The following is a 13,464-nucleotide window of genomic DNA, read 5'->3' as shown; positions in this document are numbered from 1 at the left end:
ATTCACCAGTGCGCCAACGACGGCGCACGGAGGAGGAACCAAGATGTCCGAGCGAACCAAGATGTTCGAACTGACCCGCCGCCAGCTGCTCGCGGGCGGCATGACGCTGGGCGCCGCGAGCCTGCTGGCCGCGTGCGTGGGTACGACGCCGGGCGGCGGTGGCGGCGGTGGCGGTGCGAGCACCGGCGTCGTGACCCTGCAGAACTCGATCCAGGACGCCGACCCGAAGGCCGCGCTGGAGGCGCTCGTCAAGGCCTACCCGGGCGGCGACGTCACCATGAACTCGGTGGCGACCGAGCAGTTCCGGGCGCAGCTGACCAACTACCTGCGGTCCGGTGACGCGCCCGAGGTGCTGAGCTGGTACGCCGGTTCCGTCGCCCGGTCCTACGCCGAGGAGGGGCTGCTGCTCGACGTGTCGCCCCTGTGGGAGGGCGACGGCGCGTGCGCCGGGTACTCCGACGCGCTGCGTGGCCTCTCGTCGGGTGCCGACGGCAAGCAGATCTTCGTGCCCACCAACTACTACTGGTGGAGCGTGTTCTACAAGAAGTCGTCGTTCGAGAAGTGGGGCGTCGAGCCACCGACGTCGTGGGACGAGTTCCACGCCCTGTGCGAGAACCTCCGGGGCCAGGGGATCAACCCGCTGACGAACGGCCTGGCGTCCACGCCGTGGATGGCGTCGGGCTGGTTCGACTACCTGAACCTGCGGGTCAACGGCGCCCAGTACCACCGAGAGCTCCTGGCCGGCGAGCACGCGTTCAACGACCCCGAGGTCGTCGCCGTCATGGAGGAGTACAAGCGGCTCATCCCGTACTTCGACAAGAACATGGTGTCGTACTCGGCCCAGGAGGCAGCGACCCCGATGGCCCAGGACAAGTCGGCGATGTACCTCGTCGGGGCGTTCGTCACCTCCTACTTCCCCGAGGACCAGCAGGACGACCTCGACTTCTTCTCGGTCCCGGTCATCAACGAGTCCGTGCCCACCGCGGAGGAGGCGCCGACCGACGGGTTCTTCGCGGCCGCCAAGAGCGACAACCACCAGGGCGCACTCGACCTGCTGAGCTACCTCGCCTCCGCGGAGTCGCAGCAGAAGTTCATCGAGCAGTCCGGCTCCGCGAACCTGCCGACGTCGCCCGACGTCGACACGTCCGCCTTCAGCCCGCTCGTGCAGAAGGGCATCGAGCTGCTGAGCAGCACCGAGGAGATCACGCAGTTCTTCAACCGCGACTCCTCCGACGCCCTCCAGGCCACCGCCGACACCGCCCTGACCAAGTTCCTCGCCGAGCCCGACTCGATGAAGAGCATCCTGGACGAGTGGCAGACGGCGGCCGAGGGGGTCTTCGCGTCGTGAGCACCCAGACCTCTGTCGCCGCGACGCGGCAGGGCGACGGGGCCGGGAGCCGCAGGCCCCGCCGCCGCTCCCGGCTCGCTCGCGTCCCGCTGCTCGTCTGGGTGTTCCTGCTCGTCCCGTTCGTGCTCGAGCTGTTCTGGGTCTTCTGGCCCGCCGCGAACTCGTTCTCGCTCGCCCTGACCCGGTGGGACGGCATCGGCCTGGCCGAACCCGTCGGCCTGCAGAACTTCCGCGACCTGGCGGACGACCCGATCTTCCTGACCGCCCTGCGGAACAACGTGATCTGGGTCCTCGGCTTCGGCGGCCTGTCGGTGGTGGGCGGGCTCGTCCTGGCCGTCACCCTGAACAAGCCCGGGCCGCTGGTCGGCCTGTACCGCAGCGCCATCTACCTGCCCATGGTCGTCTCGCTCGCCGTCAGCGGCCTGTTCTGGCGCGTCATGTACGCGCCGGAAGGGCCCATCAACGGCGCGCTCGGCCTGCTCGGGCTGGAGCACCTGGAACGCCAGTGGCTCGCCGACCCCGCCGTCGCGCTGTGGGCCGTGCTGATCGCCGCCGTCTGGCGCCAGGTCGGCTACATCATGGTGCTTTACCTGGCCGGCCTCAAGGGCACCGACCCCACGCTCGAGGAGGCCGCCGCCGTCGACGGCGCCAACGCGTGGCAGCGGTTCTGGCGCATCGTCATGCCGCAGCTGCGCGGCGTGAACACCGTCGTCTTCGCCGTGACCGTCATCGACTCGCTGCGCACGTTCGACATCGTCTGGGCCATGACGCGCGGCGGCCCGTACAACGAGACCCAGCTGCTGAGCACCTACATGTTCCAGCAGGCGTTCACCACGGGGAACCTCGGCTACGCCTCGGCCATCGCCGTGGTCATCTTCGCCCTGGCGATCGGCTTCATCATCACCTACCTCGCCCGCCAGGCCCGGACGGAGGACTGACATGTCAGCACTCGCCTCACCCGTCGCGTCGCCCGGGCTCCGGCCCGGCACAGCCGGCCGACGTCGTCGGCCCCGCGCCGCCCGCTCCCCGTGGCTGCACGTCGCGATGATCCCGGTGACGCTCCTGTGGCTCAGCCCCATCGTGTTCGTCCTGTTTGTCGCCGTCCGGTCCTTCGACGACATCGCGAGCCGCGGCCTCGGCGCCCTCCCCGCGTCGTTCAGCACCGAGGGCTTCGCCACCGCGCTCACCGACGGCGGCGTGCTCCAGGCGCTCGGTAACAGCGTCGTCGTCACCGCGTGGGCGGTCTTCGCCTCCCTCGCGCTGTCGTCCGTCGCCGCCTACGCGCTCAGCCGCTTCGACATCCCCGGCCGCCGCACCATCCTGCTCACCATGCTCGCCGGGAACCTCCTGCCGCCGCAGATCCTGCTCGTCCCGGTCGCGGCCATCACCGAGGCCATCGGCATCGCTGACACCCGCACCGCGCTCGTCGTCGTCCAGGTCGGGTTCGGCATCGGCTTCTACACGTTCGTGCTGCACGGGTTCATGCGCAGCCTGCCCACCGAGGTCTTCGAGGCGGCACGGCTCGACGGCGCCGGACCCGGCGGCATCTTCTGGCGCATAGTGCTGCCCCTGTCCAGGCCGGCGCTGGCGGCGCTCGCGGCCCTGGCGACGACGTGGATCTTCAACGACCTGATCTGGGCGATGACGGTGCTGCGCACCGAGTCGAAGTTCCCGATCACCGCGGCCCTGCTCAACCTGCAGGGCGGCTACGCGAGCGCGTGGAACGTGGTGGCGGCGGGATCGTTGCTGGCGGCTGTCCCGACGGCAATCGTGTTCTTCATGTTCCAGAAGCAGTTCGTGTCCGGACTTCTCGTGGGGGCCAACAAATGACGTGGACGCTCCCGACCCGGTCGGGCCGGTACGTGGTGGCTCTCGCGCCGCGCGGGGCCGGGCTGGTCGCCGTCGGCTGGGGGCCCGACGGCGGTGACGGGCCCGCTCCTGCGGCCGCGACGTCGTCCTTCGAGGCGGACCTGGACCTGCTCCCGCTGGAGGCGACGGCGCTCGGCACCCGCAACGTGCACGGCGCCGAGCTCGTGGTCCGGCGGGCGGACGGCCTGCGGGGCGCGCGCCTCGTGCGCTCGGGCGAGGTAGTGCTCGGGCGGGACGACGACGGCGCGACGCACCTCGTGTGCCCGCTGGCCGACGACGTGCTCGGCCTCGGCGTGCGCCTGCACCTGCGGACCCACCCCGCGCACGACGTCGTGGAGAAGTGGACGGAGCTGCACAACGCCTCGGATCAGCCGATCGAGCTGCTCAGGGCCTGGGGCGGAGCGTTCGCGATCCCAGCCGGTTCCGGGGCCTCGGTGAACCTGCTCGGCGGCGCGTGGTCGCGCGAGTTCACGCCCTTCGACGTGACGCTCGGCGCGGGATCGCTGAGTATCGGCAGCCGGCAGGGCATCACGTCGCACACGTATGCGCCGGTGGTGACGGTCGTACCCGCCGTCACGGACGGGGTGGTCCGTTCTGCCGGAGCGGACGCCGGCGTCCGGTACGGCGTCGCGCTCGGATACAGCGGCTCCTGGCGCATGACGCTGGACGCCGTGCCGTTCGCCGACCACGTCCGGGTCGCCGCCGGCCCCGACGACGAGTCGGGCATCCTCACCCTCGCGCCGGGCGAGCGGCTGACCACCCCGGTGCTTGCCGGGGTGCGCGTGGAGGGCGACGCCGACGACCTGGCGCACGCCTGGCACGAGTACCAGGCGACGCTGGCCCGCACCCGCGGCCCCGAGCACCGGCCGGTCGTCTACAACTCGTGGTTCGCCACCACGTTCGACGTCCGCGTGGAGCACCAGCTCGAGCTCGCGAAGGCTGCCGCGGAGGTCGGCGCCGAGGTCTTCGTGGTCGACGACGGCTGGTTCCGCGGGCGCACGAGCGACCGCGCGGCGCTCGGCGACTGGGAGGTGGACCTCCACCGCAACCCGGACGGCCTGGCCCCGCTCGCCGAAGGCGTCCGCGCGCTCGGCATGCGGTTCGGCCTCTGGGTGGAGCCGGAGGCCGTGAGCCCCGACAGCGACCTGTACCGCGCGCACCCCGAGTGGGCGCACCAGGTGACGGGCCGTCCGCTGGAGACCCTGCGCAACCAGTACGTGCTGAACCTGGGCCGGCCCGAGGTCGAGGAGTGGGTGCTGGGCACGCTGCGCCGGCTGCTGGGCGACGGCGACGTCACCTACCTCAAGTGGGACATGAACCGCTCGATCGCCGACGGCGGGCAGAGCGTGCTCGGCGGCGACGACTGGTCCTGGCGGCACACCCAGGCCTACTACCGGATCCTCGACGCCCTGCGCGCCGAGTTCCCGCGGGTGGCCGTCGAGGCCTGCGCGGGCGGCGGCGGGCGGATCGACCACGCGGTGCTCGCGCGGACCGACGTCGTCTGGCCCAGCGACGAGACCGGACCGCGCGACCGGCTGGCGATCCAGCACGGATTCCTGGGCGTGCTGCCCGCCTGGACGATGAGCTCGTGGGTCACCGACCTGCCGGACCTGCTCGACCGAGACCGGGACGGCGCGCCGGCGAGCCTGGAGTTCCGGTTCGTCGTCGCGATGGCGGGGGTGCTGGGCATCGGCGCCGACCTCCTCGCGTGGGACGCGGCGACGCGGGAACGCGCTTCCTCCCTGGTGGACCTGTACCGGTCCATCCGGTCCGTGGTGCACACCGGTCGGGTGCGGCGGCACGGGGCGCCGTCGGACGAGGCGTGCGCGGTGCAGTACACGGGAGCGGACGCCGTCGTCGTGCTTGCATGGCGGCGGTCCGGTGCTGCCGATCTCACCGTCCGCCTCCGCGACCTGGACCCGGACGCGCGATACCGGCTGCGCGACGACGAAGCCGGGACCAGCACATTCACAGGAAAGGAGCTCGGGACCGAGGGTCTCGCCGTCGGATGGGCCTACCGGGACTGTGATGTCGTGATCCTGGACCGGGTGTGAGGATGCGCGGGTGACTGAACCGAGTGTGCCCGCACCTGACGCGGGCGAGGCCCGGCCCCTGACCGTACGGACCGACCTGGCGCTCGGCGGGCGCTGGACGTCGCTCGCCACGCCCGAGCGCGAGTGGCTCTGGCGCAACCCGCGGGTCCTCGAGGCCGAGCGGGCCGCCGTCGCTCCGGGCGACGCATTTGTCGACGCGGGCGGCGGCGAGGAGTGCTTCCCCACGCTCAACGGTCCGAGCGACCACGGCGAGGTGTGGTCGAGGCCGTGGGCCGCCGACGACGGCGAGCCGGGCCTCGACGTCGCGCCGGTCTCGGTCGGCGGTCTCACCCTGCGCCGTCGGCTGAGCGCGGACGACGGCGTCGTCCGCGCGCGGTACGCGATCGACGGCCCGCCGGGCGCGAGCGTGCTGCACGCGGTGCACCTGCTGCTCGACGTCGGTCCCGGCGCGCGGCTGGAGGTTCCCGGGCGGCCGGACGTGCTGGTGGTCGAGTGGCCGGAGCGGGGCGCGACGGTGCCGTCCGTCTGGCCGGACGGCGATGGGGTGTCCTTCGACGTCCTGGGCCCCGACGACGGGACGGCCCGCTGCGCCGTCGTCGCGACCGACCGGGTAGAGATCGTGGACGGCGCCGACCGGCTCTCGCTCACCTGGGGCGTCGATCCGGGCTTCTCGGCCCCGGTGTCGTTCGTCGTGTGGCGCAACCTCGGCGGCTGGCCCAAGGACGCGCCGTACCGGTCGATCGGCGTCGAACCGCTGCTGGGCGCGGAGTCCAACCTGGACCGGGCAGCACCGCATCAGCTCGCCCACCTGGACGACACGGGCCGGATCGGCTGGTGGCTGGAGGCTCGCGCCCAGCACGTGAGCCTGTAGCCGGTCTGCCTGGCCCACGGCCCTGACTCGACGTACCAAGTACACCGAGTCAGGGCCGCAGGCCTGTGCTCCGGCCGGCTTCTGAAAATAGAATCTTCCACTGTAAGAATTTCTGGGTACGATCGTCGTGCTGACCATGCCGAACGAAGGAGTTCCATGCCGACGACGAAGCCGCCCACCTCAGTACAGCTCTACACGGTCCGCGACGCGGTCGCCGAGGACCTGGCCGGCGCCGTGGCGCGCCTCGCCGAGATAGGGCTCGAGCACGTCGAGCCCTACGCCTTCCACGAGCGCACCGCGGAGTACGCCCGCGCCTTCGCGGCGGCGGGGATCACCGCGCCGTCGGGGCACGCGCCGGTGCTCGGCTCGGACACCCCCGAGGCGATCTTCGACGCCGCGGCGACGCTCGGCATGGCCACGGTGATCGACCCGTTCGTCCCTGCGGAGCACTGGCAGACGGCGGAGCAGGTGGCCGAGCTCGCCGAGCGGGTCAACGGGCTCGCGGTGCTGGCCGCCGAACGCGGCGTCGAGTTCGGGTACCACAACCACGCCTGGGAGCTGAGCACCCGTATCGGGGGCAGGCACGCCCTCGAGCTGTTCGTCGAGCGCCTGGACCCGGCGGTGGTCCTCGAGGTCGACACCTACTGGGCGAGCGTCGGCGGGGCCGACACCCCGGCGCTGCTGGGCGCGCTCGGCGACCGCGTGCGCCTCATCCACGTCAAGGACGGCACGCTCGACGGCGACGTCGAGGCGCAGCAACCCGCGGGCTTCGGCGCGCTGGACGTACCGGCGATCCTGGCCGCTGCTCCCCGGGCGACCCGCGTGATCGAGTTCGACGCGTACGCCGGCGACGTGTTCGCAGGCATCGCGCTGTCGTTCGCGTGGCTTGCGGAGAACGACCGGTGACCGGGCCCGGGGCGGCCGGGGTCGGCATCATCGGCGCCGGCAACATCTCGACCCAGTACCTGGAGAACCTGACCCGGTTCCCCGACGTCGAGGTCCGGTTCGTCGCCGACCTCGACCAGGCGCGCGCCGCCGCGCAGGCCCAGGCGTACGGGGTGCCGGCCTCGGGAACCGTGGACCAGCTGCTGGCGCGCGAGGACATCGACGTGGTCGTGAACCTCACCGTCCCGGCGGTGCACGCCGACGTCGGGCACCGCATCCTGGCCGCGGGCAAGCACGTGTGGAGCGAGAAGCCGCTGGCCCTCGACCGCGACGCGGCAGCGGTCCTGCTGGCGGACGCCGCGGCGCGCGGCCTGCGCGTCGCGTGCGCCCCCGACACCGTGCTGGGCTCGGGCATCCAGACGGCGCTGCGGGCGATCGCGCGCGGTGACATCGGGGAGCCGCTGACCGCGACGACCATGTTCCACGTGCCGGGCCCGGAGGCCTGGCACCCGAACCCCGACTTCCTGTTCGCGGTCGGCGCCGGCCCGCTGTTCGACATGGGGCCGTACTACGTGACCACGCTCGTGCACGTGTTCGGTTCCGCGACGCGGGTCCAGGCCGTGGCCTCGACCTCCCGCCCGACCCGCACCATCGGGAGCGGCCCCCGGGCCGGCGAGGTGTTCGACGTACTGGTGCCGACGCACCACGCTGCGCTCATCGAGTTCGGCCCCGGCCGCTCGGCGCAGTCGACCTTCTCGTTCCAGCACGCCCTGGACCGAGCCGGGCTCGTGGAGATCAACGGCACCGAGGGCACCATCGTCCTGCCCGACCCGAACACGTTCGACGGGGACTCGTCCCTGTGGCGCTACGGGTCGGACGAGCCGACGACGCTCCCCGCGGTGGGCCCGCAGCTCGGGCGCGGCGCCGGCGTGGTCGACCTGGTGCGCTCGGTCCGGGACGGCGGCGCCGAGCGCGCTTCCGGGGCAGTGGCCGCGCACGTGCTGGACATCCTGCTCGCGGTCCGGGATGCGGCCGACGCCGGAAAGCCCGTGGAGATCGACTCCGCCGTCGGGCCGGTGGCGCCGCTGCCGGAGGGCTGGGACCCCACGGTCGTGTCACCCGCGTAGTGGCGCGCGGCCGGGGCGGCCGGGGCGCTTACGCCTCGGCCGGCTCGCCCGCCCCGGTTGGCCCGGCGCCCGGCAGGAGCCGTTCCAGCAGCTCCAGCGACCGGCGGACGTCGACGTCGTCGGGCGCCAGCAGCCACTGCAGCTGCAGGCCGTCCGACGCTGCGACGACCAGCGCGGCGGCGTCGTCCGGGTCGACGTCGGCGGCGATCGCGCCCGACCGCTGACCGGCCCGGACCCGTTCGGCGAGATCGTTCCGGACGCGCAGGTAGCGCGCCTGGACGAACTCGCGCGTCGCCGGGTGCTGCTCGCCCTGGAGGGCGTCGGTGGTCAGCGTCGCGTAGAGCTCGACCAGCCCGGGGATGGAGCGGTTCCGCTCGGCACTCTTCTCCATCATCGCGACCGCCGAGACCTTCTCGGGAGCCGACGGTTCGTGCGCCTCGGCCTCGTGGACCTGGGACTCGTGCGCCCGGTAGACCTCCACGAGCAGCTCGTCGCGGTTGGCGAAGTAGTACCGCAGCGCGGCGTGCGAGACGCCGATGGCCTCGCCGATGGCGCGGAGCGAGGCGCCCACCCCGCGTTCTGCGAACAGTTCCATTGCGCGCAGGAGGATCTGCGCGCGCCGCTCGGGACCCTTCCGGTACGACCGCCCGTGGGATCCCGCATCGCCGTTCGCCATGGACGCCATCGTACGAACGCTCGTGACGTACGGAACTCGCGCGGACGGAATGCCCCGCGAATCCGTGAGGTTGCCGACCATATGACTACTTTCGGCATCATCGGAGCGGGAAACATCGGCAGCCAGGTGGCGCGCGTCGCCATCGCGCAGGGCAACGAGGTGGTGATCGCCAACTCGCGCGGTCCCGAGACCCTCGCGGACCTGGTCGCGGAGCTGGGGCCGAAGGCCCGGGCGGCCACGGTGAAGGAAGCAGCCGAGGCAGCCGACGTCGCCGTCGTGTCGGTGCCGTTCAAGTCCTACCGCGACCTCCCGGTCGAGCCCCTGGCGGGCAAGATCGTGCTGGACACGAACAACTACTACTGGGAGCGCGACGGCCGCGTCGAGGCGCTCGACCGGGGCGAGGCGACGGTCTCCGGCCTGCTGCAGGAGCACCTGCCCACCTCGAAGGTCGTCAAGGCGTTCAACCAGATCATGGCCGCGGCGATCACCACGGACGGCACCCCGGCCGGGACCGAGAACCGCCGGGCCCTCGTGACGGCGAGCGACTACCCGGAGGCCGTCGAGCTCGTGACCCGCTTCTACGACGAGGCCGGCTTCGACACCGTCAGCGCGGGACCGCTCAGCGAGTCGTGGCGCGCCGAGCGGGACCGGCCGGCCTACGTGACGCGTCAGAACGCCGAGGAGCTCAAGGCGAACCTGGCCAAGGCGCCGCGCACCGTCTGACCCGCCGCGAGCCGATCCGCTGCGAGGTGTTCGGGGTCACGCCCCGAACGCCTCCAGCGCGACGGGCTGCCACTCGCGCCAGGTGCGCAGGCGCTCGGCGTAGATCTTCTCGACCTCGGCGAGCGACTTGCCGAGGAACACGTGCAGCGGAGGTCGCTCGACGTCGGCGATCCGGAGCAGGGCCGCGCGGGTGGCGCGAGGGTCGCCGTTCTCGAACACCGGGGCCGTCGCGACGCGGACGTCGTCGTAGTCCGGGTTCGGGTCGCTCCTGTGCGCCGCCACGGCGAAGCCGGTGGCGTAGGGTCCTGGCTCGACGTTCGTGACGTGGATCCCGAAGGCCGCTACCTCCTGCGCGAGCGACTCGGTGATGCCCTCCACCGCCCACTTGGACGCGTGGTAGGCGCCGTACCCCGAGTAGGCGCGGACGCCGCCCTCGCTGGTGATCTGCAGGATCCGGCCCGAACGCTGTGCGCGCATGACCGGCAGGACGGCCTGGGTGACCCAGACGGTGCCGAAGAAGTTGGTGTCCATCTGGGCGCGCAGCTCCTCCTCGGTGATCTCCTCGACCATGCCGAGGTGCCCGTAGCCGGCATTGTTCACGACGACGTCGAGCCGACCGAGATGCTCGACGGCGTGCGCGACGGCGTCGAACACCGCGGTCCGGTCGGTGACGTCGAGGCGGATCGGCAGGACGGCTTCGCCGTACTTGCTGGTGAGCGGCTCCAGCAGGGTGACGTCCAGGCTGGTGGCGGCGACGCGGTCGCCGCGCTCGAGTGCCGCTTCTGCCCACTCGCGGCCGAGCCCCGTCGATGTTCCGGTGATGAACCATGTCTTGTGCACGTGACCATTGTGGCGTCAGGGCACGGAGGGGCTGAGCTAGTCTCCGAGCATGCAGTCGCGCAGCCCGGACGACCCCTGGTCCGCCGTCGCCGACGACTGGGGCCGGTACTGGGGCACCTTCGCGCGGCCCGCGTGGGAACCGCTGCTGCGCACCGCCGGGATCGGCCGCGGCACGCGGGTGCTCGACGTCGGCTGCGGCAGCGGTGAGCTGCTGGAGCACCTCCAGGACCGGGGCGCGGTGCCCAGCGGCGTCGACCCGGCGCCGCGGATGGCCGAGCTCGCGCGGGCGCGGGCGGTCGGCGCCGACGTCCGGCTCGGCGACGTCGAGCGCCTCCCGTTCGAGGACGGCGCCTTCGACGCGGTGCTCGCCGTGAACGCGTTCCAGTTCGCCGAGGACCAGGACGCCGCGCTGGCCGAGGTGGGCCGCGTGCTGGCGCCGGGCGGCGTCGTCGGCCTGGCGGGGTGGGCCGAGCGCGCGCGGAACGACCTGGACGCGATCAACGCCGCGCTCGCCGCGGCCGACGATGACGAACCGCCCGAGGACGGCCCGCTGCGCGTCGAGGGTGGGCTCACCGGCGTGCTGGGCGGCGCGGGCTGGGACGTGCTCGACGCCGGCGTCGTGCCGGTGGCGTGGACCGCGCGCGGCGACACGGACCTGGTGCGCGGGATCCTCTTCGGCGAGGAGGAGTTCACGATCGCGGACCTCGCGCCCGTCGTGGTCGCCGCCGCCGCGCCGTTCCGCCTGCCGGAGGGTGGCTACCGGCTCATGAACGCCTTCCGCTGGGCCGTCGCGCGGCGTCCCGGGCGCTGACCTGGCGGGCCGCTCACCCCTCCCGCGCGCGGCCCGCGATGTCGACGACCACCTTGCCGAGGGCGTGCCCTTCGCCGTGGAAGGCCAGCGCCTGGGGCACCTCGTCGAGGGGGTAGGTGCGGTCGATGTGGATGTCGACCTGCCCGGCGAGGCACTGATCGGCCAGCGGCTCGAAGTGCTTGGGGCCCAGGCGCACGGCCAGGACCTGGATCCGGCGGCCGGTCAGCAGGCCCGTGACGGTGCCGACGGTCAGGATCTCCAGCAGCGTCCGCACGGGCCCGCCGACGCAGAGGTACCGGCCGCCCGGCGCGAGCGCGCGGCGGTAGGCGAACACTGACCGGTGGGCGACGAGGTCGAGCACCAGGTCGTAGGGCCCGGTCCGGGTGTAGTCCTCGCTGCGGTAGCCGATGACGCGGTCGGCACCGAGGGACCGCATGTGGTCGAGCTTGCCGGCGTTGTCGACGCCGGTTACGTGCGCGCCGGCGTTCCTGGCGAGCTGGATCGCGAAGGAGCCCGATCCGCCCCCGGCACCGTTGATCAGCACCCGCTGGCCCGGGCCCGCCGCCGCGGTGCCCTGGATCGCGATCGGGCCGGCCTGCGGCAGCGTCGACGCCTGGGCGAACGTCAGAGCCGCCGGCTTGTGCGCGAGGGCCGACTCGGCGGCCACCGCGTACTGGGCGAAGCCGCCCATGAGCGCGAGGTTGTCGCCGTAGACCGCGTCGCCCGGCCGGAACCGCGTGACGTCGGAGCCGACGGACTCGACCCAGCCGGCGATGTCCGAGCCCAGGACCTGCCGGCCCGGCCTGCGCAGCCCGCCGAACCGCGCGTAGGCCGGAGTCCCGTGCAGGGCCTCCCAGTCGGAGAGGTTGACCGACGTCGCCGCTACCTCGACCAGCACCTGGCCAGGTCCCGGAGCAGGCTTCGGTATCTCCTCGACCCGCAGCACGTCCGGTGGTCCGTACTCGTCGTAGACGACTGCCCGCATCCCGCACTCCGCTCCGGTGGACCCGACATATCGGGCCGATGTGGTGCCCGGTCTACACGCTCCGGCTGTGGGCGACAAGGGTTCCGTGGGGCGAACCTCGTTGTGAGAACGGTTATCGTCTGACCCGGCGGCGCGCGGGTGCTGCCGGACCGCCGTCGGACCGCCGACGGACTGGGGAGAGAGGCGCGATGAGCAGGACTGCTGCGTCCGGGCGTGTGCCCGTGGTGACGCTGACCGGCCACCTCGGGGCGGGCAAGACGACGCTGCTCAACCACCTGCTGCTGCAGCCCGGGGCGCGGGTCGGCGTGGTCGTCAACGACTTCGGTGACGTCAACGTCGACGCGGGTCTGGTCACCGGCCAGATCGACGAGCCGGAGTCGATCGCGGGCGGCTGCCTGTGCTGCCTCGAGGACGCCGGCGGGCTCGACGACGCGCTCGAGAAGCTCACTCATCCGCGGCTCGGGCTGGACGTCGTCATCGTGGAGGCCAGCGGCATCGCCGACCCCGTGACGCTGTCGCGCATGATCCGGTTCAGCGGCGTCGAGCGGGTGCGGCCCGGGGGAGTGGTCGACGTGGTCGACGCCCTGGAGCACTTCGGCACCGTCGACCGCGGCGGCGACGCGCCCGCGCGGTACTCGGTGACGTCGCTCGTCGTCGTGAACAAGACGGACCGCCTGTCCACGGAGGACGGCGAGCGGACGCTCGCGCGCATCGAGGCCCGCGTGCACGAGCGCAACCCGGCAGCCCAGGTGGTGCGCACCTCGCACGGGCGCGTGGACCCCGCCCTGGTCTACGACGCCGCGTCCGCCGAGGACCCGCCCGACCAGCTCCCGCTCGCCGCCCTCCTGCGTGACGGCCGCGAGCACAACCACCAGCACGCGGACGCCGTGACGGTCGTCGCGTCCGGGCCGGTCAGCCCCGGGCTGCTGGTCGACCTGCTCGAGGACCCGCCGCCCGGCGCGTACCGGATCAAGGGCCGGGTGGTCGTCGACACCGGCCGGAGCCTGCGCGGATACGTCGTCAACGTCGTGGGCCGGTCGGTGCACGTGACCAGCAGCCGGCCCGGCGGCTCGGCGGGCGGCACCGCGGCCGGCTCGGGCGAGCTCGTCGCGATCGGCATGCACCTCGACGTCGAACACGTGCGGGCACGTCTGGAGCGGGCGCTGGCGCCGGCCGAGCGGCCGGACGCCCGGGGCTTCGCCCGCCTGCAGCGCTACCGGCGGCTGAGCGACTGAGGACGGCCGCGGGGCCCCGGACGACCTCGTAGGGTGAGTT

General features: G+C 72.7%; 13 protein-coding genes. 10 read left to right on the top strand and 3 right to left on the bottom strand.

Annotation, left to right across the window (positions count from 1 at the left end):
• Positions 1–43: 43 nt before the first annotated feature.
• The 7 genes from ACFO6V_RS09590 (at position 44) to ACFO6V_RS09560 (ending at position 8,154) form a co-directional block, all read left to right on the top strand.
• A complete protein-coding gene (locus ACFO6V_RS09590) occupies positions 44–1,348 on the top strand; it encodes an ABC transporter substrate-binding protein (RefSeq protein ID WP_377134612.1) in 1,305 nt (434 codons plus the stop codon).
• Positions 1,345–2,286 carry a carbohydrate ABC transporter permease gene (locus ACFO6V_RS09585; RefSeq protein ID WP_377134610.1) on the top strand — a complete coding sequence of 314 codons (942 nt, stop codon included), beginning with the start codon at positions 1,345–1,347 and terminating at the stop codon, positions 2,284–2,286. The genes ACFO6V_RS09590 and ACFO6V_RS09585 overlap by 4 nt, the downstream gene beginning before the upstream one ends.
• A 1-nt stretch (position 2,287) precedes the next feature.
• Positions 2,288–3,178 carry a carbohydrate ABC transporter permease gene (locus ACFO6V_RS09580; protein WP_377134608.1) on the top strand — a complete coding sequence of 297 codons (891 nt, stop codon included), beginning with the start codon at positions 2,288–2,290 and terminating at the stop codon, positions 3,176–3,178.
• A complete protein-coding gene (locus ACFO6V_RS09575) occupies positions 3,175–5,271 on the top strand; it encodes an alpha-galactosidase (RefSeq protein WP_377134606.1) in 2,097 nt (698 codons plus the stop codon). The genes ACFO6V_RS09580 and ACFO6V_RS09575 overlap by 4 nt, the downstream gene beginning before the upstream one ends.
• A gap of 10 nt (positions 5,272–5,281) precedes the next feature.
• Positions 5,282–6,142, top strand: a complete 861-nt coding sequence (locus ACFO6V_RS09570; protein WP_377134604.1) for a hypothetical protein — start codon at positions 5,282–5,284, stop codon at positions 6,140–6,142.
• 156 nt (positions 6,143–6,298) lie between these two features.
• A complete protein-coding gene (locus ACFO6V_RS09565; RefSeq protein WP_377134602.1) occupies positions 6,299–7,048 on the top strand; it encodes a sugar phosphate isomerase/epimerase family protein in 750 nt (249 codons plus the stop codon).
• Entirely contained in the window at positions 7,045–8,154 is a 1,110-nt protein-coding gene (locus ACFO6V_RS09560; RefSeq protein WP_377134600.1) for a Gfo/Idh/MocA family protein, read from the top strand. Before ACFO6V_RS09565 ends, ACFO6V_RS09560 begins: the two co-directional genes overlap by 4 nt.
• 28 nt (positions 8,155–8,182) lie before the next feature.
• Here the strand turns inward: ACFO6V_RS09560 and ACFO6V_RS09555 are convergent, their stop codons facing one another.
• Positions 8,183–8,830, bottom strand: coding sequence for a TetR/AcrR family transcriptional regulator (locus ACFO6V_RS09555; RefSeq protein WP_377134598.1), 648 nt, complete (start codon positions 8,828–8,830; stop codon positions 8,183–8,185).
• Between ACFO6V_RS09555 and ACFO6V_RS09550 the strand changes: the two genes are divergently transcribed.
• Positions 8,804–9,553 carry an NADPH-dependent F420 reductase gene (locus tag ACFO6V_RS09550; RefSeq protein ID WP_377134595.1) on the top strand — a complete coding sequence of 250 codons (750 nt, stop codon included), beginning with the start codon at positions 8,804–8,806 and terminating at the stop codon, positions 9,551–9,553. The genes ACFO6V_RS09555 and ACFO6V_RS09550 overlap by 27 nt on opposite strands.
• A 36-nt stretch (positions 9,554–9,589) precedes the next feature.
• Here the strand turns inward: ACFO6V_RS09550 and ACFO6V_RS09545 are convergent, their stop codons facing one another.
• Positions 9,590–10,393: an SDR family NAD(P)-dependent oxidoreductase gene (locus ACFO6V_RS09545; RefSeq protein ID WP_377134593.1), complete on the bottom strand. Its 804-nt coding sequence runs from the start codon at positions 10,391–10,393 to the stop codon at positions 9,590–9,592.
• Between the two features lie 49 nt (positions 10,394–10,442).
• On the opposite strand from ACFO6V_RS09545, the gene ACFO6V_RS09540 reads away from it, so the two are divergent.
• Positions 10,443–11,204 (top strand): class I SAM-dependent methyltransferase, encoded by a 762-nt coding sequence (locus ACFO6V_RS09540; protein ID WP_377134591.1) that lies wholly within the window; start codon positions 10,443–10,445, stop codon positions 11,202–11,204.
• A 13-nt stretch (positions 11,205–11,217) separates the two neighbouring features.
• On the opposite strand, the gene ACFO6V_RS09535 is transcribed toward ACFO6V_RS09540, so the two are convergent.
• Positions 11,218–12,189 (bottom strand): NAD(P)-dependent alcohol dehydrogenase, encoded by a 972-nt coding sequence (locus ACFO6V_RS09535; RefSeq protein WP_377134589.1) that lies wholly within the window; start codon positions 12,187–12,189, stop codon positions 11,218–11,220.
• Positions 12,190–12,377: 188 nt separating this feature from the next.
• Between ACFO6V_RS09535 and ACFO6V_RS09530 the strand changes: the two genes are divergently transcribed.
• A complete protein-coding gene (locus ACFO6V_RS09530) occupies positions 12,378–13,424 on the top strand; it encodes a CobW family GTP-binding protein (RefSeq protein ID WP_377134587.1) in 1,047 nt (348 codons plus the stop codon).
• Positions 13,425–13,464 lie beyond the last annotated feature (40 nt).

It is taken from the genome of Promicromonospora alba (assembly GCF_042654905.1).
Classification (GTDB): Bacteria; Actinomycetota; Actinomycetes; order Actinomycetales; family Cellulomonadaceae; genus Promicromonospora; species Promicromonospora alba.
This window is presented reverse-complemented; position numbering and strand designations above follow the sequence as displayed.

Coding starts and splice junctions, on each gene's coding strand:
- ACFO6V_RS09590 (WP_377134612.1), top strand. CDS start 44: ATGTCCGAGCGAACCAAGATGTTCGAACTGACCCGCCGCCAGCTGCTC.
- ACFO6V_RS09580 (WP_377134608.1), top strand. CDS start 2,288: ATGTCAGCACTCGCCTCACCCGTCGCGTCGCCCGGGCTCCGGCCCGGC.
- ACFO6V_RS09575 (WP_377134606.1), top strand. CDS start 3,175: ATGACGTGGACGCTCCCGACCCGGTCGGGCCGGTACGTGGTGGCTCTC.
- ACFO6V_RS09565 (WP_377134602.1), top strand. CDS start 6,299: ATGCCGACGACGAAGCCGCCCACCTCAGTACAGCTCTACACGGTCCGC.
- ACFO6V_RS09555 (WP_377134598.1), bottom strand. CDS start 8,830: ATGGCGAACGGCGATGCGGGATCCCACGGGCGGTCGTACCGGAAGGGT.
- ACFO6V_RS09540 (WP_377134591.1), top strand. CDS start 10,443: ATGCAGTCGCGCAGCCCGGACGACCCCTGGTCCGCCGTCGCCGACGAC.
- ACFO6V_RS09535 (WP_377134589.1), bottom strand. CDS start 12,189: ATGCGGGCAGTCGTCTACGACGAGTACGGACCACCGGACGTGCTGCGG.
- ACFO6V_RS09530 (WP_377134587.1), top strand. CDS start 12,378: ATGAGCAGGACTGCTGCGTCCGGGCGTGTGCCCGTGGTGACGCTGACC.